This window comes from Oceanobacillus neutriphilus (genome assembly GCF_014645515.1).
GTDB lineage: Bacteria > Bacillota > Bacilli > Bacillales > Amphibacillaceae > Oceanobacillus > Oceanobacillus neutriphilus.
Genome location: NZ_BMLW01000003.1, coordinates 363,172 through 381,770, shown reverse-complemented (window position 1 = coordinate 381,770; position 18,599 = coordinate 363,172). Strand labels below are relative to the sequence as shown.

The 18,599-nt window shown below is 38.2% G+C and carries 17 protein-coding genes; 10 read left to right on the top strand and 7 right to left on the bottom strand.

Translation table 11 applies throughout. The features are described from left to right. Window positions 1-192 precede the first annotated feature (192 nt). Window positions 193-1,098 carry a protease HtpX gene (gene htpX, locus IEX29_RS07300; RefSeq protein ID WP_188733795.1) on the top strand — a complete coding sequence of 302 codons (906 nt, stop codon included), beginning with the start codon at window positions 193-195 and terminating at the stop codon, window positions 1,096-1,098. Window positions 1,099-1,163: 65 nt separating this feature from the next. Here htpX and IEX29_RS07295 read toward each other — a convergent pair whose 3' ends face one another. From IEX29_RS07295 to pruA, 3 genes are all read right to left on the bottom strand, one after another. Further along, window positions 1,164-2,198, bottom strand: a complete 1,035-nt coding sequence (locus tag IEX29_RS07295; RefSeq protein WP_188733794.1) for a lactonase family protein — start codon at window positions 2,196-2,198, stop codon at window positions 1,164-1,166. 84 nt (window positions 2,199-2,282) lie between these two features. After that, complete coding sequence (locus IEX29_RS07290) at window positions 2,283-3,287, bottom strand: proline dehydrogenase family protein (RefSeq protein ID WP_188733793.1); 1,005 nt, start codon at window positions 3,285-3,287, stop codon at window positions 2,283-2,285. 177 nt (window positions 3,288-3,464) lie between these two features. After that, window positions 3,465-5,012: an L-glutamate gamma-semialdehyde dehydrogenase gene (pruA, locus tag IEX29_RS07285; protein ID WP_188733792.1), complete on the bottom strand. Its 1,548-nt coding sequence runs from the start codon at window positions 5,010-5,012 to the stop codon at window positions 3,465-3,467. A 236-nt stretch (window positions 5,013-5,248) separates the two neighbouring features. Here pruA and IEX29_RS07280 point away from each other — a divergent pair, with 236 nt between their 5' ends. From IEX29_RS07280 to floT, 4 genes are all read left to right on the top strand, one after another. Further along, a complete protein-coding gene (locus IEX29_RS07280; RefSeq protein ID WP_188733791.1) occupies window positions 5,249-6,610 on the top strand; it encodes a sigma-54 interaction domain-containing protein in 1,362 nt (453 codons plus the stop codon). Window positions 6,611-6,776: 166 nt separating this feature from the next. Then, window positions 6,777-6,956: an aspartyl-phosphate phosphatase Spo0E family protein gene (locus IEX29_RS07275; RefSeq protein ID WP_188733790.1), complete on the top strand. Its 180-nt coding sequence runs from the start codon at window positions 6,777-6,779 to the stop codon at window positions 6,954-6,956. A 202-nt stretch (window positions 6,957-7,158) separates the two neighbouring features. Next, window positions 7,159-7,686: an NfeD family membrane protein gene (locus IEX29_RS07270; protein WP_188733789.1), complete on the top strand. Its 528-nt coding sequence runs from the start codon at window positions 7,159-7,161 to the stop codon at window positions 7,684-7,686. Between the two features lie 144 nt (window positions 7,687-7,830). After that, on the top strand, window positions 7,831-9,384 hold the full coding sequence (gene floT, locus IEX29_RS07265) for a flotillin lipid rafts scaffold protein FloT (protein ID WP_188733788.1): 1,554 nt from the start codon (window positions 7,831-7,833) through the stop codon (window positions 9,382-9,384). 95 nt (window positions 9,385-9,479) lie between these two features. Here the strand turns inward: floT and IEX29_RS07260 are convergent, their stop codons facing one another. After that, window positions 9,480-9,893 (bottom strand): HIT family protein, encoded by a 414-nt coding sequence (locus IEX29_RS07260; RefSeq protein WP_188733787.1) that lies wholly within the window; start codon window positions 9,891-9,893, stop codon window positions 9,480-9,482. 18 nt (window positions 9,894-9,911) lie between these two features. Continuing rightward, the gene (locus IEX29_RS07255) at window positions 9,912-10,481 is read right to left on the bottom strand and encodes a helix-turn-helix domain-containing protein (RefSeq protein WP_188733786.1); all 570 of its coding nucleotides are present in this window, start codon (window positions 10,479-10,481) and stop codon (window positions 9,912-9,914) included. A gap of 251 nt (window positions 10,482-10,732) precedes the next feature. Here IEX29_RS07255 and IEX29_RS07250 point away from each other — a divergent pair, with 251 nt between their 5' ends. The 3 genes from IEX29_RS07250 to IEX29_RS07240 are packed head-to-tail and all read left to right on the top strand — an operon-like array spanning window position 10,733 to window position 13,813. Beyond that, window positions 10,733-11,284, top strand: a complete 552-nt coding sequence (locus tag IEX29_RS07250; protein ID WP_188733785.1) for an RNA polymerase sigma factor — start codon at window positions 10,733-10,735, stop codon at window positions 11,282-11,284. Further along, on the top strand, window positions 11,281-11,592 hold the full coding sequence (locus IEX29_RS07245; protein ID WP_188733784.1) for a hypothetical protein: 312 nt from the start codon (window positions 11,281-11,283) through the stop codon (window positions 11,590-11,592). Before IEX29_RS07250 ends, IEX29_RS07245 begins: the two co-directional genes overlap by 4 nt. Continuing rightward, window positions 11,582-13,813 (top strand): carboxypeptidase-like regulatory domain-containing protein, encoded by a 2,232-nt coding sequence (locus tag IEX29_RS07240; RefSeq protein ID WP_188733783.1) that lies wholly within the window; start codon window positions 11,582-11,584, stop codon window positions 13,811-13,813. Before IEX29_RS07245 ends, IEX29_RS07240 begins: the two co-directional genes overlap by 11 nt. 61 nt (window positions 13,814-13,874) lie before the next feature. Here the strand turns inward: IEX29_RS07240 and IEX29_RS07235 are convergent, their stop codons facing one another. After that, window positions 13,875-14,777: a hydroxymethylglutaryl-CoA lyase gene (locus tag IEX29_RS07235; protein WP_188733782.1), complete on the bottom strand. Its 903-nt coding sequence runs from the start codon at window positions 14,775-14,777 to the stop codon at window positions 13,875-13,877. Window positions 14,778-15,253: 476 nt separating this feature from the next. On the opposite strand from IEX29_RS07235, the gene IEX29_RS07230 reads away from it, so the two are divergent. Further along, window positions 15,254-16,849, top strand: a complete 1,596-nt coding sequence (locus IEX29_RS07230; protein ID WP_188733781.1) for an amidohydrolase — start codon at window positions 15,254-15,256, stop codon at window positions 16,847-16,849. A 216-nt stretch (window positions 16,850-17,065) separates the two neighbouring features. On the opposite strand, the gene IEX29_RS26975 is transcribed toward IEX29_RS07230, so the two are convergent. Continuing rightward, complete coding sequence (locus IEX29_RS26975; RefSeq protein ID WP_268239027.1) at window positions 17,066-17,197, bottom strand: hypothetical protein; 132 nt, start codon at window positions 17,195-17,197, stop codon at window positions 17,066-17,068. A gap of 203 nt (window positions 17,198-17,400) precedes the next feature. On the opposite strand from IEX29_RS26975, the gene guaC reads away from it, so the two are divergent. Further along, the gene (guaC, locus tag IEX29_RS07225; protein WP_188733780.1) at window positions 17,401-18,384 is read left to right on the top strand and encodes a GMP reductase; all 984 of its coding nucleotides are present in this window, start codon (window positions 17,401-17,403) and stop codon (window positions 18,382-18,384) included. The last annotated feature ends 215 nt before the right edge of the window (window positions 18,385-18,599 follow it).

Sequence of the window (18,599 nt, the reverse complement as noted above, 5' to 3'; positions counted from 1 at the left end):
CGTCGGAAAGCGTAGTGGTTGGTCGGAGCGGAGCTATACACAATTTTTATTTCAATAGAAGGATGATTTAACAACATACAAACAGGATAAATGATGAACATGTTCATTCTGGAATAGCAAGGTATAGATGCTTATTCTCAGGTGCGAAAGTTGAATGATTTAGAAAAGAGAAAATTCATCAGGAGGTTATTTATGGGGAAAAGAATTACTTTATTTCTGTTAACAAACATCTTAGTTTTGACGACAATCGTCATTGTCTGGTCCATTATTACAAGTATATTTGATATTGGACCAAGCTATCGTTCAGATGGTGGAATTAATTACCTTTCACTTATGGTGTTTAGTATTATTGTAGGTTTCACCGGCTCCTTTATTTCTTTAGGGTTGTCACGCTGGATGGCCAAAACCATGATGAAGGTCAGGATAATTGACCCAAATAATGCTGTCAGCGGTCAGGAACGTGCTGTTTATGAAAAAGTAGAACGGTTATCCCGTGCTGCAGGACTGAGCCACACACCACAGGTTGGTATTTACCCTTCTCATGAGGTAAATGCATTTGCAACAGGACCGAGTAAGAAACGTTCTTTAGTTGCTGTGTCTCAAGGGCTGCTGGATAGCATGGATGATGATGCGGTAGAGGGAGTAATTGCGCACGAAGTAGCTCACGTAGCAAACGGTGATATGGTAACAATGACTTTATTACAAGGAATTATTAATACATTTGTCGTTTTCTTATCCCGTGTTGCTGCTATGATTGTTTCCAGATTTGTACGTTCTGAGCTGCAATGGATCGTTCAATTCGCCGCTATTATTATTTTTCAAATCTTATTTTCTATTTTAGGAAGTTTTGTCGTCAGTGCTTATTCCAGACATCGGGAATATCACGCAGATCGAGGCGGCGCTGATTTAGCAGGAAAAGATAAAATGACGCATGCTTTACACTCTTTAAAAGCCTATATTAATCGTGCAGAAGCAGATGATCACACAAATGATACAGCAATTCAAACAATGAAAATCAGTAATAAATCCGCTATTTTTAAAGCTTTATCCTCTCATCCCCCACTGGAGGAACGAATTGCCAGATTAGAACAGCGTTAAAAAAATAAACTTCCTTCTATGGAGAGTTTACACTCTTCCGCAGAAGGAAGTTTTTTAATACTTAATTATGAAAGAAATTTCACACAAACTACTTCTGGTACATCAATTACCTGATCTGTCTGCGTTAATTTTCCTGTTTCTGTATCTCTGTTAAACAGCACAACATTTCCAGTGTTCTGATTAGAAGCAAGCAGGAATTGTTCCGTGGGATCAAGAACAAAGTCTCGTGGCCAATCTCCGCCAGATGCTGTAAATTCAAGGAATGTCAATTCGCCGCTATTTTCATCGACTTTAAATGAAGCTATACTGTTATGCCCGCGATTGCCGGTATAAAGAAACTTTCCATCTGAAGTGATATGGATGGCACTTGCATCATTTGTTTCTTTAAAATCAGCAGGTTTTGCAAGAATCGTCTGCTTCTCCGTAAATTCCCCTGTTTCACGATTATAGTCTAAAACAATAACTTCTGTAGAAAGTTCTGTAATTAAGTAAGCAATTGGTTTATTGGGATGAAACGTAATATGCCTTGGTCCGCTTCCCGGCTTTGCATGAAAGGTACTTACTTCTTTCAAAGAGGAATCTTCTACCTTATATGTTACTAAACGATCTGTTCCCAAATCTGCAACGACAACAAATTTTTTATCTGGTGTAAATCCAGTGAAATGAACATGTGGTTTTTCTTGTCTCTCATGCGGACCATTTCCTTCATGATTTGTAAAATGGCCCTGTTCTACTTCTCCATCTTCATTTATAAAATGGAGTCCAACATTTCCCTTATGGTAATTTCCTGTTAACACTATATTTTCTGCAGCCTCTACATAACAAGGAGGGTTTCCTTCTACCAATTGACCGTTTACCGGAAGTAATTCACCGCTTGTTTTATCAACACGGAAAGCATTTACGCCTCCCATATCCCCTTCCTGGGCAACAGCATATAAGAAATCTTGCTTTTCATTAAAATTAATATATGTCGGACTTCCAAGCTCTGCTGCTATCTCAGAAGCAGACAGCTGTCCTTTCTCTGTATCCAAGGTAAATCGATATACTCCCTGGCTTGTCTTTCTTGTGTATGTTCCTGCGTAACCAAAGTATTTACTCATTTGAATGCATCCTTCCTTAAAGCTAACTTGTTTATTAGCCTATTGTACCATCTAACTTAAAAAGGTTACATTCAAAAGTATTTTCTAATATTCTTTCTTCTTTCGCTTCCCAAGAAAGAACAGCAGTGCCAGTACTGCCGAACCTATGATAATTGGCTGTTTTTTTATCTTATTTTCCTCTGTATAAAAAACATCCTTTACAAGCAGATTCAGATTCTGCGGCCTCTCTGCCAGACGGCGCATAAAGTAGCCGAACCAATCTTCTCCAAACGGAATATACGTACAGAATCGATAGCCTTCTTTTACAATTTGATGCTGCATATCTACACGGAAACCATAAAGCATTTGAAATTCAAAGTTATCTTTAGAAATTTGATGTTCTTCTATAAACTTCTTCAGCTCATTGATAATACGGTGATCATGTGTTGCAATAGAAGTATAAGCTTTTCCAAGCAGTCTTTTCTTAGCAATTGCAAGGAAATTGTTATCGATCTCTTCTTTAGTAGAATATGCTACCGTGCTTTCTTCTTTATAGGCTCCTTTTACAATACGCAGCCGTACATCCTCGAGCTCTTCTATGTCTTTCTCCACATCGTACAAATAAGTCTGTATGACTGTACCGATATTAGAATATCTTTGACGAAGCAGCTTTAAAATCTCTAAAGTCTTTCCATAGTGGCTATACTTCTCCATGTCAATATTCACAAAAATATGATAATCATTTGCTGCTTTTAAAATTTGTTCCACATTTTGAATACAGAAAGACTCTTCTATGTCTAAGCCTAATTGCGTTAACTTAATAGACACGTGACAATCTAAATTCTCTTTATGAATTTGATGAAGCATATGAATAATTTTCTCTTTAGCACGTTCTGACTCTTCTCTGTCTGTCACGAACTCGCCGAGGTGATCCATTGTACAAGATATCTTTTTTTGGTTTAATTCCCTGATAACAGGAATAACCGCATCAAAATCAGTCCCGGCTACAAAGCGCTCTGCTCCAAAGCGCGCCCCGAATTTTTTAGCACTTTTATTTAAAATTTCATTGTTTGAAAGCCCTATAAAAAAATCCTTTGCCAAGCTCGCCATTATAACTTCCCCCATCTCCCAAAACAAACTATGTGTTTGCAGAGCTTTTTTATATCTGTCCCTGCCGTTTATTATCTTAGAAAAACTCTAACCTTCTCAAATAAATCTGAAATGATAAAAAGCTCCCTCTAAGCAAAGAATGATGTTTTCTTCTGCTTACAGGGAAACCTTCATTTATTAAAACTGTTCAGATACAATCTTGGCTTCTAAGAAATGCTGCAGATAATCCGGTCCTCCAGCTTTAGAATCTGTTCCTGACATTTTAAACCCGCCAAACGGCTGATAGCCGACAATTGCTGCTGTGCAGCCGCGATTAAAATAGAGGTTACCTACATGAAAGTCTTCCCGGGCTCTTTCTAAATGTGCTCGATTTGTAGATATTACAGCTCCAGTCAGACCGTATTCTGTATTATTTGCTATTTCCAACAGTTCATCAAAATCCTTTGCTTTTGCAAAAGCAACAACAGGTCCAAAAATTTCCTCCTGCATAATGCGTGCCTTAGGATCTAAATCTTTGAAAATTGTCGGATAGATAAAGAACCCATTGGTGTCATCTGCTTCTCCACCAAAAACAAGCTCTCCTTCTTCTTTACCGATTTCTATATAATTTTTAATTTTATCAAATTGCGCTTGATTAATAACAGAAGCCATATAAACATTTTCTTCTGATGGATTTCCGACTGTTAATGTCTTCGCAATTTCAATAGACTTCTCTATGACTTCCTCATAGACATCCTCATGAATGATAGCACGGGAACACGCAGAACATTTTTGTCCTGAGAAACCAAATGCAGAATGAACAATAGATTCTGCAGCCAGATCTAAATCTGCAGTTTCATCCACAATAATGGTGTCCTTCCCTCCCATTTCTGCAATAACTCGCTTCAGATGCTGCTGACCTTCCTGAATTTTAGCAGCGCGTTCAAAAATACGGACGCCTGTCGCTCTGGACCCGGTAAAGTTAATAAAATGAGTATCTTTATGATCTACCAGATAATCTCCAATTTCCTTTGGATCTCCAGGCACAAAATTTAATACCCCTTTTGGAAGACCTGCTTCTTCTAAAACTTCCACAAGTTTATATGCAATAACCGGCGTGTTTTCAGAAGGCTTTAGCAATACTGGGTTTCCTGCAACAATTGGTGCTGCAACTGTTCCACATACAATAGCAAAAGCGAAATTCCATGGCGGGATAACTACACCCGGGCCCATAGCTTTATAAAAGTATTTATTGTTTTCAGTTATACGATCTTCAACGTGTTTCCCCTGATCAAGCTCCAGCATCTGACGGCCATAATATTCCAGGAAGTCAATTCCTTCCGCAATATCACCATCTGCCTGATCCCACGGCTTTCCGGCATCTTGAATCAGCCATGCAGAAAATTCTTGCTTACGTCGGCGCACAATAGCTGCAGCACGGAATAAAACATGCGCACGATCTTCAACAGGGACTTTTCTCCAGCTCTCATAAGCCTCTACTGCTGCTTCAAAAGCCTGTTCTACATGTTCTTTCGTTGCTTTGGATACTTTTCCAATCACTTCTTCCTTATTGGCTGAGTTAATTGATATCAGCTTATCCTCTGTATAAATTTTCTCCCCGTTAATTACAAGAGGATACTCCTTGCCCAGCTCTGTACGAACAGCGCTTAAAGCAGTCTCAAGCTGTTTTTTATTTTCTTCTACCTTAAAATCAGTAAATGGTTCATGTTTAAATGGTAATACCATGTAAAATACCCCCTAGAAAATGATTTGACCCTATACTACTTACAAGCAAAAAACGTGCCAATTTTAGCTTCAAAGTTGAAATAATACTGTCGAAACCTTGAAAACTATGATAACGGTTTCATTTTTATAATTTTTCTATTGCTTTTATCTATGTTTTATATTTACAATAGTGTAAAGTATACTTACACATATTGCAAAGACAGTTTACACATTCCTTTACATTTTGAGGTGATCATATGAATGAGGTTTTTTTCTTTGAAGAATTATTACAATCCGAAGATGATGCTATTACTATTGTCAACACTGAGAAAAAAGTAATCTATTGGAATATGGCTGCAGAACAAACCTATCAAATTGCTAAAGAACAAATTATCAACCACCCTATTACTGATTTTTTTTCACATGATGATCTGATGGTAATGAAAGTTTTAAGAACCATGAAGCCTGTTAAAAATGCCTACCATCGACCAAGAAAAGACAAACATGTTGTCGTAAATACCTCCCCTGTCTTCAATCAGGAAAATTCATTAATCGGTGTGATTTCTATTGAACGGGATGTTACACATATTGTGAAACTGAACGACAATTTAGAAAGCACCTCTCAGGAGCTGCAGGAACTGAAGCAGAAAATGAGACCTGCCTCCTCCGGTTCTCCTTTTGCAAAATTAGTAGGAGAAAGTCAAGCACTTCACCAGATGATCCGGCTTGCCAGCAAAACAGCTGATACAGATGCGACTACCTTGATCCTTGGAGAAAGCGGCACAGGAAAAGAAGTATGTGCGAGAGCTATTCATGATGCCAGTAACAGAAAAAACGCCCCTTTTATTCCGGTCAATTGCGGCGCAATTCCTCAAGCACTGTTCGAGAGTGAATTATTCGGGTATGAGAGCGGCTCCTTTACTGGCGCAGAAAAAGGTGGAAAAGCCGGAAAAATTGAAATGGCTGATGGCGGGACTATTTTTTTAGATGAAGTCGGAGAACTGCCTTTAGATATGCAGGTGAAGCTTTTACGGGTTTTGCAGGAAAATCGTATTTATCGTATCGGTGATTCCCGCGGAAAACAAATTGATGTTCGTTTTATAGCAGCAACAAATCAGGATTTGGATAAATTAATGCAGGAAAATAAATTCAGATCGGATTTATTTTATCGATTAAATGTGATTCAATTAACGATGCCTCCTTTGCGTGACCGTAAAAAAGATATTGAGATACTCGCAGAAACGTTTTTAAAGCAATTTGCCCTTAAATACCAGGCTTCTATCCCTAAGCTTCCTGCAGAAACAATGGAAGTATTGCGGCAATATCATTGGCCCGGGAATATAAGAGAAATTAGAAATTTGATGGAACGGGTCATTATCCTGCATGAAGGGGCAACCCTAACAAAACAAGATATGCTAAGTTTCCTTCCTGTTTCATTTTCAACCCCTCCTCTAGCCCATCCAGAGTCACTGCCTCTGGAAAAGGAGAGTATGGAGAAAACATCTATTGAGCAGGCTTTGGAATTATGTAATGGTAATAAATCCAAGGCAGCTAAGCAGCTGGGCATATCTCGTGTTACTCTGTACCAAAAAATAAAAAAATATAATCTATCTGAATAGCTCCATAAAATTTGTCGAAAGAAATAAACTAATTACTAGTTTTGTCGAAAGCATTCCATTTTATTTCACTTTTTGCGATAATTCTTTTGGTACTTTGATAACAGAACTTTTATTCACGTTATTAATCGCAGCCAAATATTACTAAGAAAGGTGCAGAGTATGAGATATGAATTCTGAAGAGAAAGTTGATAAGCACAAAAGGGAAGCCATTGTACTTTCCATTGTTAAAAAGAGGAGTGAAATGCTGCAACAGGCCCAGAAGAATGGTCTGGCAGCCCAAGAAACCGTTAACTGCAGCCAAGAATTAGATGAGCTGATGAATAGATTAGTTCTTTTAAATAATTAACATAAATGGTGAAAGAGGCCCTTTTTTAAAGAGGCCTCTGTTTTATTATAATAATATAACTATGAAACTTCATTCACAGGGAATTTTTCACGTTTATTTATGATAAAATAGAATCTGTCTCCCGATAAGAAACAAAAATTTGAAACCAAACGAAGATTTAAAACGTACTATAACTAAGATAAAGAGCAAGGGAGGTTACATAATGACGTTATTTGGTTATGCTATACAGGATTTATACTTATGGATACTTATTATAGCAGCAATTTTAACCGTAGTGGTTTTGCTGTTTGGAGATTTATTGGATGGTATTTTTGAATCCGTTCCTTTCTTACACCCTGTAATTGTTCTTTCCTTTTTCATTTTTTTATCCGCCATCGGATATGTTCTTGAATGGTTTATGAACTGGGGAAGTCTTGTTATTCTCATTGTTTCTTCTATATTAAGTATTATCTTTGTAACCCTCCTGCATATATTTGTGCTTGTTCCAATCCGCTCCGCAGAGCAATCCTGGGGCTATTCTGAGGAAGCCTTAATGGGAAGTGTAGGGACTGTGATTGTATCTATTCCAATCGATGGATACGGAGAAGTAATGGTGCAATGGAAAAGCGGGGTTATTTCTAAACCGGCTGTAAGCTATGACAATGAAGCACTCCCTCAGGGAGAACGTGTTTTGATCATCGAAATTAAAGATGGTGTTTTCTATGTCAGCCCTTATGAATCGTTGGATTAGCTAATATATATTAGCTTTTCACATATAATGAAACTTCATTCCTTATTCATTGGAAGGAATGCTAGTGGATGAAATCAGCTTGTTATCATTAATTGGAAGACAGGTGATAACGGGCTGAAAAATAAAACATAGAGGAGGAAAATAATGTCAGAAATTTGGATTGTCATTATTGTAGCGGCAGCGCTTCTGTTAGCTTTACTTGGGCTATTTGTAACAAAGTATCGTACAGCAGGACCTGATGAAGCGCTCATTGTTACAGGAAGTTATCTTGGAGGAAAGAATGTTCACGTTGATGAGGCCGGGAATAAAATTAAAATTATTCGCGGTGGCGGGACATTCGTCGTTCCTGTTTTTCAACAGGCTGAGCCTCTTAGTCTACTATCCAGTAAATTGGAGGTAACTACTCCAGAAGTATACACAGAGCAAGGTGTTCCTGTTTTAGCAGATGGTACAGCAATCATAAAAATAGGTGGATCTATCAGTGAAATTGCCACTGCAGCAGAACAATTCCTTGGAAAATCCAAGCAAGATCGGGAAATGGAAGCGAAAGAAGTGCTGGAAGGACATCTTCGTTCTATCCTTGGCTCCATGACTGTTGAGGAAATTTATAAAAACCGCGATAAGTTCTCTCAGGAAGTACAGCGCGTTGCCTCTCACGATCTGGCAAAAATGGGATTAGTTATTGTATCTTTCACCATTAAAGATGTAAGAGATACAAATGGATACTTAGAATCACTTGGTAAGCCCCGTATTGCTCAAGTGAAGCGTGATGCAGATATTGCGACAGCTGAAGCAGAGAAAGAAACACGTATTAAACGTGCGGAAGCTGCAAAGGATGCTAAACGTGCAGAATTACAGCGGGCAACTGAGATTGCCGAGTCAGAAAAAGAAAATCAATTAAAAACTTCCGAATATCGCCGTGAGCAGGATACTGCAAAAGCAAGAGCAGACCAAGCTTATGATTTTGAAACAGCCCGTTCTAAACAGGAAGTTACAGAACAGGAAATGCAAATCAAAATTATCGAGCGTCAAAAGCAAATTGAATTGGAAGAAAAAGAAATTCTGCGTCGTGAAAAACAATATGACTCAGAGGTTAAGAAAAAAGCAGATGCAGACAGATATTCTGTTGAGCAGTCAGCCATTGCAGAAAAAGCCAGAGAAATGGCTACTGCAGATGCAAACCAATATCGTATTGAAACAGCTGCCCGCGCTGAAGCCGAGAAAGTCCGTGTGGATGGTCTTGCAAAAGCAGATGCAGAACGTGCTCAAGGGGAATCTGAAGCAGAAGTTATCCGCCTGAAAGGTCTTGCGGAAGCTGAAGCAAAAGAAAAAGTTGCGCAAGCCTTTGAAAAATACGGTGAAGCAGCAATCCTTGACATGGTTATCAAAATGCTTCCTGATTATGCTAAACAAGTTGCGAGCCCGCTATCTAATATTGATAAGATTACTGTTGTCGATACTGGAAGCAACGGTCCAAATGGTGGAGCAAACAAAGTCTCCAGCTATGCAACCAATCTAATTAGTACATTGCAGGAAAACCTGAAGGAAACCTCCGGAATTGATATTAAAGAGTTACTGGCTGGTGCATCCAAAGGTAAAGTTAATCCTGGAACCCATCAAACGCCTGTAGCAACAGCAACTTCTGAAGCAGCTGCAGCGAAAACAGATAAAGAAAATACGGATGATACATCTAAATAGAAATGATTTCGAAAGAATCTATTCTGTAAAACTATAAAATTAAAAAATGACTTTCTCCTTTTTTGAGAGAAGGTCATTTTTTATTCCAATTTTGCTTAGTCATTTCCCATCCTGCTGTTCGATCCATTTTTAAATAAATACCGTATCCCCTTCCCTTTCATTTGTTCGTCTTCATAACGGGGCAATACATGCAAGTGCGCATGCATAATATGCTGTCCGGCAACTTCACCGCTATTCCAGCCAATGTTATAACCAGCTGGTGCATGTTTTTCGTCGATTATATATTTGACTCTTTGTAAAAGCTCCTTGATGGACAGCCATTCTTCATCTGTTAAATCAAATGGAGTGACACGATGCGCTTTGGTCACAATTACTCCAGCCCCTTCAAGAGCAATACCTGACTCCTGCGCTTCGTCTAATTGTAAAAACATTGCTTTTTCATTTTCTAATATAATTTGCTGATTCTTTATTAAATACGGATAACAAAAAGGACATTCAGATCGATTCATTATTTTGCCTCCCCTTACTCAAACCCGATCAATAAAACATGTCAGCACTTTCGCCTCCTGGTCATCCACGGGAAGAAATAAATGCGGCTTAGAGCCGGCAAAATAAGCACTGTCTCCTGTTTGAAGCAGCTGCTTTTTTCCATCGTATAATAATTCAATTTCCCCTTCTAATATATAAATAAATTCATCCTGTGAATGCGTATACGTTTTTTCATCACGCAGATTCAGAGATTTAGGCGTAACATGTACAATAGTCGGTTCAATCCCGCTATATTGTGAACGATTGGCCAGAATTTCATAGGAATACCCCATACTTTCGTCCCCTACTTTTTGTGGCCGGTTCCTCTTCTTCTGAACGACAATATCCTGCTCCTCATTGTCATCTAATACCCATGTCAGCTGTATATGGAGACTATCACAAATCCTGGATAAGGTAGCTATTGCTGAAGCTGTCTGTCCATTCTCAATTTTGGACAGGAGACTCTTAGAAATTTTGGAAGCGTCCGCAATTTCTTGCTGTGTCTTATTCTCCCGACGTCTTGCATACTTAATTTTTTCGCCGATTTTATGTAATTCGATACTGCTCATTCCTTCCCGCTAAACTGAATTCATATTCTCTGTAGTATATTTAATCATAAGCCAGACAAACCAGTGTAGTCAATCTAAACTCTGATACTATTCTAAAAAATAACAGTCTTTGAAAAGTGATATTTTTACTTTGTTTTCTATACTATAATTACTCTGTATCATGCATAAAGAGAATAAATTAATAATTTTTCCGTTTTATGCAACCTGTGAATCAAAAAAAGCATCTATATAGTGAAAGGAGTGATAATTTATTGGAACTCGCAAAACGTATCAGGCAACAGAATGAAGAAGCTTACATAGAAACCATGCAGCTATATGGTGATTATTTAACCCGCACCGCTTTTCTTCTATTAAAGGATTATCAGCTCTCTCAAGAAATTGTTCAGGATACTTTTCTAAATGCTTTTCAAAAAATACATCAGCTGGAAAATCCGGATCGGTTAAAAGCCTGGTTAACAACCATTTTATTAAATCACTGCCGGAGCATTATGCGTAAATCTGCCTTAAAAAATGTATTTTCTTCAAGTAATGATAAACTTGAGAGCTCTATTGATGGCAACCCGACACCTGAGGACAATACCTTAGTTACAGAAAGAAATTCAGAGCTGGCTCATGCGATTCAACAGCTTCCTTATAAATATCGTGAAGTCATTATTCTTTATTATTATAACGACTTAGCGATTGCAGAAATTTCTCATCTTACCAAAACAAAGGAGAGCACGATTAAATCCAGATTAAAGCGGGGGCGTAATTCTTTAAAAAGTGTATTAACGTCAACCGGGAATGGAGGCGAAATTAGATGACTGATAAAACTAAAACAAAGGAAAAACTGGATTCGGATCTGCATTCAATACATTTTACAAAACAGGAGAATGTTTTACAGAAGCTGAAAGAAAAGGAACAAAGAACAAAATGGCACCGCTTCTGGAATAAGGAAATTTCAATTCCTGTTATCCCTGTCAGTACTGTTTTTATTACGGGATTAGCTATTTTCACCTTCATTGGATTAAACGGAAATAAACCGGTGGACGATGAACCTTTATTCATTGAGTTTGGCGGAAGCACTTATCTGCAGCAGCAATTTGAGAGGAAGATTGAAAATGAGAGTTAAATTAAAAGTAAAGCATCTCACCTGGATGCTTGCTGTTTTCCTTATTATATTACCAGTGTGTATGATCTTTCTTCTCCCACAGGCAGAGTTATGGATAGCAAAGCAAAAAATCGAAAATGGGGAACCTGCCGGTAATGAAAAATTACTCGGTGTTTTAGATAAAAAAATAACAAAAAAACAAAGATATGATGCTGTTCAAACATATATGGTGGATACAACAGATGGCAGTTTATATGATATAAACATCTCTCCCTCAGGATCCGGATCTACCTCGACGAACGGTATGTATTCAAAATTTACATGGACTGAAAAACTTCCCTATCTGCAGGACTATATAGAAAACGGTCCCTTACAATCGGAATATCCTTATGCAGTTAGAAATCTTGCTTTTTATTATCAACAGAATGGTAAGCCAGAGTTATCTGAAGAAACCTTTGGACAGGGTCTAAAACGATTGAAACAAAATGGTGATCCTTTTCTATTACAGGAGCTGCAGCTTTTTTCAATAGAAGCAAGTGTACAGCTTCGTAACTTTCAGGGAGCTGAAAATATACTGAAGGAATTAAAGAAATATGCAGACCCTTCGAATATGGATTTACAAATACAAATAGCAAAAGCAGAAGCGGAAATGCAAATTCAACAAGGGCAAACAGAGCTGGCAGCAAATACGGTCGGACAAATATTAACGGATATTGAAAAAAGCGGGGGAGATATTACGCTTACAGATTCTGTTTTATACGAAAAACTGCAGGCACTGAATAATCGTCTTCAATACGCTTTATTAACAGATGAACCTTTAAAAAAAGTAACAGGGAGAGTCATCTATGCAGATGGAACTCCGATAGCCGGTGCAGGTATATTTCTACGCGATACTGCGTTTGCTAATTACTCTATCTTTTCAAATGAAGAAAATCATACGGAGACAAATGAAAATGGCGAATTTTCGTTTGATCATGTGTTACCCGGGAATTATGAAATCACCGCCGGACTCAGTTTGGATATGATAGATGGCTATATGGTTCCATTTGAAGCTGGTGATGTCCTTTCCTTAGACGGAAACAATGATGAAGTATATGATATCACCTTAGAACCAGTTATTAATCTGGTCCAGCCAGTAAATGAAGCAGTAATTCAGGAAGATCATTTCGATTTAGAATGGGGGCCTGTGGAAGGTGCAAGTTATTATATGTTGGAATTTACCGCAGAAGAAGATGGAGCCAGCTATAGCGTGAAATTAGATACTAGAATAACAAGCCATAAAACTACCGTTGAACTGGAAGATTTATACGCTCTTTCAACAAACTTTATTTTAAATGAGGAGGATACCAAAGAAGACTTTTTTGAACCTGCTTCCCTGCTCGGTTTTTCTAATCCGGAAGGAACCTACTCTTGGGGAGTGTCTGCTTATGACAATCAAGACCAGCTGATTAGTTCCAGTGGCGGTTATCGGTTAAGTGAGGAAAATATAAATAACATTCCAATGATTCATTTGCAAAACAGAGAACTGACGAGTGCAGATGAGCTGCTCCTTGATGGAAAGCTGAAGGAAGCTTTACAGGAATATAAATTAAATGTGAAGAAAGACAAATCCGATTTGCACAGCTTACGTATGATTACAGCAATGATTGGGGTGGAAAGTGATGGAACCTGGTTAAATCGTACAGAACTTGCCCTCCCCTACTACATTATGCTTGCAGAGCAGACTGAAAATGCAGATTATGCCTGGGAGATTCTAGATTATTATCAGTATCAGCGCGATTGGGATAATTATAATCACTGGTTTCAGCAGTACATCAATTGGACTAATAACATATTGGACGGCTATGAGGCGTCCTCCCATGCATCAGCTCTCTTATTTCAAAGTAAAAAAGAACAGGCACGTACATTCTTTCAAAAAGCTGCGAACAGTGACTGGAACAATGCTGATCTGGAAAATTGGTTCGTGCTGGAACTGCTTGGCGGACAAAGTATTGATGAAATAATTGATTTGGCTATGCGATATCCAAGTCAATATGCAGCTTCCCAATATACAGATTGGAGCATTATTTTGCATCATATGAATGAAGAATCAAAAAACAGAGATGACTATCAGGAAGAATTGCAGCATGTTTTATCTTTATATATTGCCGGGGATGTTACTGCATTGAACACATGGATAGAATCAACTGATCTGGAAGCATTAAAGGAATTTATACAGCAATTAAAAGAAATGAATTTCTGACGCATAATAAAAGTCTTGTCAAGTATGTATTGACAAGACTTTTATACTAGTTACCGCTATTTCAAGCATTTTTTAAATAAGCTACTGATCTGCTTGGCAACGTTTTTCCCAGCTTATTTTGAATATAAATACTTGCTTCCTGAATGCGTTTCTCATTAATTCCTGTTTCAATTCCAAGTCCATTTAATAAATATAAAACATCATTGGTAGCAACATTCCCTGCAGCTCCCGGCGCATAAGGGCAGCCTCCTAAACCTCCGACAGTGCTGTCAAACCGGGTAATTCCCATATGAAGTGCCGTCATGATATTAGCTATCGCCATTCCTCTTGTATCATGGAAATGCAGTATCAGCTTATCCTTTGGAAAATAAGGAAAAAGCCCCTCAAGCAGATTCTCCACCTGCGTTGGTACAGCAGTTCCAATTGTATCTCCAAGTGAAAGATAATCTACCCCGCTATCAATTAATTGGCCGCATACCCCGAGTACATCATCTACAGAAATTCGTCCTTCATATGGGCAATCAAAGACCGTAGATACATATCCTGTTACAATTTTTCCTGCATTTTTAGCTTCTTTAATGACCTCTGTCAGTACCGGGTATGTCTCAGAAATACTTTTATTAATATTTTTCCTGTTATGCGTCTCGCTTGCCGACATAAATACCGATGCTCCATCGATACCTGCTTCCAAAGCGTACTCTAATCCCTTCATATTTGGAACTAAAGCAGAATATGCAACTCCACTTTTACGAATAATCCGCTTTCCTACCTCTCTTGCATCCTTTAATGCCGGAATCATTTTGGGATGAACAAAGGAAGAATACTCAATTTCCGAAACACCTGTTTTTGAAAGCATATTAATCCAGACAACCTTATCATCTGTAGAAATCCATTGCTTCTCATTCTGCAGCCCGTCTCTTGGCCCTACTTCCTTCAAATAGACATTGCTTGGTAAGCCGCGCATCAAAATCCCTCCCGTTGTATCCGTTTTCATTTTAATTTATGAAAATAGAAATGAAATGTTATTTGCACAAGTACAATTAAAACTGAGGAATGCTCTTTTCAATTTAATTTACAATTCAATTCAGTTTCATTTTATTCAACTTTGTTGAATCCAGTATATAATAAAATTTCTGAAAATGTCAATCTTCCTGCTGTTAAAATGAAACAATTTTGGTAAGATAAATACACAGTACAGTTTATCTGATTTAATTTCTATTTAGTCAGCTGTTTCAACCTGTATAGAACGCCCTTCCATCGGTGATCTCATACATCACCTTTTTCCTGGATAGAGTTTATGCTTTTGTCAAGAGATAGATGGAAGGATCAACACCTGTCTCTATGATAAGCAAGTTAATTTTTAAGGTGTGAAAGTTGAGTCATTTATAAATGAAATTAAATAAAGATTACCATAGGATAATTTAGACAAGGAGAATCTCGATGATAACGATATATACCAATGGTGTTATACATACATTTGAATCGTCTCATCCGATAGTAGAGGCTGTTGTTGTCAAAGACGGACGTTTTATTGATATGGGTTCAAGTAATCAAATACTTGCTTTTTGGAGTACAAAAAGCGATACAATTATAGACCTTGAGGGAAAAACAGCTACGCCGGGATTAACTGACACCCACCTCCACCTCTCTATGCAGGCAATGAAATTTATTGATTTAGATGTGACCGGGGTCACCAAGAAAGAAGTATTCTTAAATAAAATCAAACAGCATGCCAATACCCTGAAAAAAGGCGAGTGGCTGCTTGGTGCCGGCTGGGACGAAAATTTATTTACAGATGGCGGACTGCCGACAAAACAGGAGCTTGATGCTGTTGCCCCACATCACCCGCTTTTTCTTACAAGAATATGTGAACATGCTGCAGTGGTAAATTCCAAAGCTCTTGAGCAAATTAATTATTCCAGCAGCCTGCCTGTTCCAGAGAGCGGTGAGATTGTGATGGGTGAAGACGGAGAGCCTAACGGATTAATTTTGGAATCGGCATCCACATTATTTAAAGCTAAAATTCCTGATAAATCTTATGACACGTGGAAAAAAGCACTCCAAAAAACCATTTCCACTGTTATTCAATACGGTATTACTAGTGTCCACTCCAATGACCCGGCTTATTTAGGAGGTTTGCAGCAAACCTATCGCCTCTATCAGGAATTATTAAATCAGGAAGGTATGGGGTTGCGGACAAATCTTTTAATTGATTATGATTTCCTGGAAGACCTTCACAAAGAAGGTATGTATGCCGGTTACGGGGATAACACACTGCAAATTGGGGCAATTAAAATATTTGCAGACGGTGCGTTTGGCAGAAGAACCGCATTATTAAAAGAGACTTATTCTGATCAACCTGGACAATTTGGCGAGGCCATGCTTTCCCAGGATACCCTTTACAATATTGTTAAACGTGCGCGAGAGCTTGCAATGCCTGTTGCCGTTCATACGATTGGTGATCAGGCATTAGAAAATGTGCTTGACATCCTGGATCAATTTCCAGCTGCTGCATATAGAGACCGCCTGATACATGCGCAGGTTATCAACTCTGAGTTAGTAAAGCGTCTAGCAACGCCTGATCGTATCGTTGATATTCAGCCCCGCTTCCTTGCGAGTGATTATCCCTGGGTAAAAGATCGACTCGGGGAAGACCGAATGCCTTTTGCCTATGCCTGGAAAACCTTGCTGAACAACAATGTTATTTGCGGAGGCGGATCAGATGCACCTGTTGAACCAATTAATCCTTTACTTGGAATTCATGCTGCTGTTACAAGAAAAGCTCCAGGAGAAGCTCATAACGGCTGGTATCCTGAGCAGAAGCTAAGCACGCAGGAGGCATTTTATTTATTTACAAAATATGCAGCTTACACAACCAATGAAGAAAAAATAAAGGGAACAATCTCCCGGGGCAAGCTTGCAGATATGACAGTCTATTCTGCTGACCCATTTCAATTAAAGGATGCTGATGGACTACTGGATACTAGTATTGAAATGACAATTATTGGCGGAGATATTGTGTATAGAAAAAAATAAAGATAATGAAGAATAAGATAATCTATTTCTTAAAAAAATACAATGATGGAGCAGGAAGGCGGTATTGAAGAAAGCGAGGAACTGGGAGTTGCGGCAGTCGCCCTGTTAGTCCTTTTTTAATATTATCTCATTACTGCTCCATCTGATATTTTCACAGACTCCCCTACTATATTCCTTGCCGCATCAGTCTGCACAGATATGCTATTGTATTGCCTGTCACATCAGCATCTGTAATTCTTTTTGAGGATAAAGATTCTTCTGCTGATTTTCATACTTCTTCACAGGATTGATTAGTATTTTCCGCTTTTTCTCCCCTCTTTCATCCAATTCTTTGATTTGATTTCTCATTATATCATGTCTGTCCTTGTCTATTAAAAACGTTGCTTTATTACAAAGAATTGTTCGGAAAACTCCTGTTTCTTATTTTCTAATTATTTTGTCGATATTCGAGCATAAAACGTTGACAAAATATCCTTATTGGGTTAAATTACTAAAGGCGAATGTTTTTAATATATAATACAAATTTTATTCGTGTTTAGGAGTGTTTTTTCATGGAAAACGTTTTTGATTATGAAGATATCCAGTTAGTTCCCGCAAAATGTGTTGTAAATAGCCGTTCAGAATGTGATACATCCATTGAGTTTGGTGGAAGGTCCTTTAAGTTACCGGTTGTTCCTGCAAATATGCAGACCATTATAGATGAAAAAATTGCAACCTATTTAGCTGAAAATAATTATTTCTATATTATGCACCGCTTTGAACCGGAAAAGCGTGTTGACTTTATTAAAACAATGCAAGAACAGGATTTATACGCTTCTATCAGTGTAGGTGTAAAAGACGAAGAGTATGAATTTGTTGAAGAACTTGCTAATGACAACCTGATACCTGAATATATTACAATTGATATTGCACATGGACATTCTGATTCCGTTATCCGTATGATCAAGCATATCAAAAAGCATTTACCTGACAGCTTTTTAATCGCTGGAAATGTCGGCACACCAGAAGCCGTCCGCGAGCTTGAACACGCCGGAGCAGATGCTACAAAGGTTGGTATCGGACCCGGTAAAGTATGTATTACTAAAATTAAAACCGGTTTTGGCACTGGCGGCTGGCAATTAGCAGCACTTCGCTGGTGTGCAAAAGCAGCAACCAAGCCAATTATTGCAGACGGCGGCATCCGGACGCATGGAGATGTTGCAAAATCTGTACGCTTTGGAGCTTCTATGGTAATGATCGGCTCTTTATTTGCCGGCCATGAAGAATCACCAGGAGAGACAATTGAAAAAGACGGTAAAAAATTAAAGGAATACTTTGGTTCTGCATCAGAATTCCAAAAAGGTGAAAAGAAAAACGTAGAAGGCAAGAAAATGTATGTGGAGCATAAAGGCGCGCTTCAGGATACGTTGACTGAAATGGAGCAGGATCTTCAATCTTCTATTTCTTATGCCGGCGGCAAGCATTTAGATTCTATCCGCACAGTAGATTATGTAGTGGTTAAGAACTCCATCTTTAATGGCGATAAAGTATTTTAATAAAATAATTCAAAAAAGCTTATATCCGAACAATAACGGGTTTGGTTATTGGTGAGAAAATATTAACTTACAACCTCATTAGAGGCACAATTTGCATATGAATTGGTGCCTCTTTTTTGCTGCAGAGAGATACGAATTTTTAGAAAACTATACCAATATTACTCCTTTTATATTAAAAGGAAGGCAGATGAATCAAAGGCTTTGATATTATATTA

Excerpts from the sequence above, each read along its gene's own strand:
- htpX (WP_188733795.1), top strand. The coding sequence starts at position 193 with ATGGGGAAAAGAATTACTTTATTTCTGTTAACAAACATCTTAGTTTTG.
- IEX29_RS07295 (WP_188733794.1), bottom strand. The coding sequence starts at position 2,198 with ATGAGTAAATACTTTGGTTACGCAGGAACATACACAAGAAAGACAAGC.
- IEX29_RS07290 (WP_188733793.1), bottom strand. The coding sequence starts at position 3,287 with ATGGCGAGCTTGGCAAAGGATTTTTTTATAGGGCTTTCAAACAATGAA.
- pruA (WP_188733792.1), bottom strand. The coding sequence starts at position 5,012 with ATGGTATTACCATTTAAACATGAACCATTTACTGATTTTAAGGTAGAA.
- IEX29_RS07280 (WP_188733791.1), top strand. The coding sequence starts at position 5,249 with ATGAATGAGGTTTTTTTCTTTGAAGAATTATTACAATCCGAAGATGAT.
- IEX29_RS07275 (WP_188733790.1), top strand. The coding sequence starts at position 6,777 with ATGAATTCTGAAGAGAAAGTTGATAAGCACAAAAGGGAAGCCATTGTA.
- IEX29_RS07270 (WP_188733789.1), top strand. The coding sequence starts at position 7,159 with ATGACGTTATTTGGTTATGCTATACAGGATTTATACTTATGGATACTT.
- floT (WP_188733788.1), top strand. The coding sequence starts at position 7,831 with ATGTCAGAAATTTGGATTGTCATTATTGTAGCGGCAGCGCTTCTGTTA.
- IEX29_RS07260 (WP_188733787.1), bottom strand. The coding sequence starts at position 9,893 with ATGAATCGATCTGAATGTCCTTTTTGTTATCCGTATTTAATAAAGAAT.
- IEX29_RS07255 (WP_188733786.1), bottom strand. The coding sequence starts at position 10,481 with ATGAGCAGTATCGAATTACATAAAATCGGCGAAAAAATTAAGTATGCA.
- IEX29_RS07245 (WP_188733784.1), top strand. The coding sequence starts at position 11,281 with ATGACTGATAAAACTAAAACAAAGGAAAAACTGGATTCGGATCTGCAT.
- IEX29_RS07240 (WP_188733783.1), top strand. The coding sequence starts at position 11,582 with ATGAGAGTTAAATTAAAAGTAAAGCATCTCACCTGGATGCTTGCTGTT.
- IEX29_RS07235 (WP_188733782.1), bottom strand. The coding sequence starts at position 14,777 with ATGCGCGGCTTACCAAGCAATGTCTATTTGAAGGAAGTAGGGCCAAGA.
- IEX29_RS07230 (WP_188733781.1), top strand. The coding sequence starts at position 15,254 with ATGATAACGATATATACCAATGGTGTTATACATACATTTGAATCGTCT.
- IEX29_RS26975 (WP_268239027.1), bottom strand. The coding sequence starts at position 17,197 with ATGAGAAATCAAATCAAAGAATTGGATGAAAGAGGGGAGAAAAAGCGG.
- guaC (WP_188733780.1), top strand. The coding sequence starts at position 17,401 with ATGGAAAACGTTTTTGATTATGAAGATATCCAGTTAGTTCCCGCAAAA.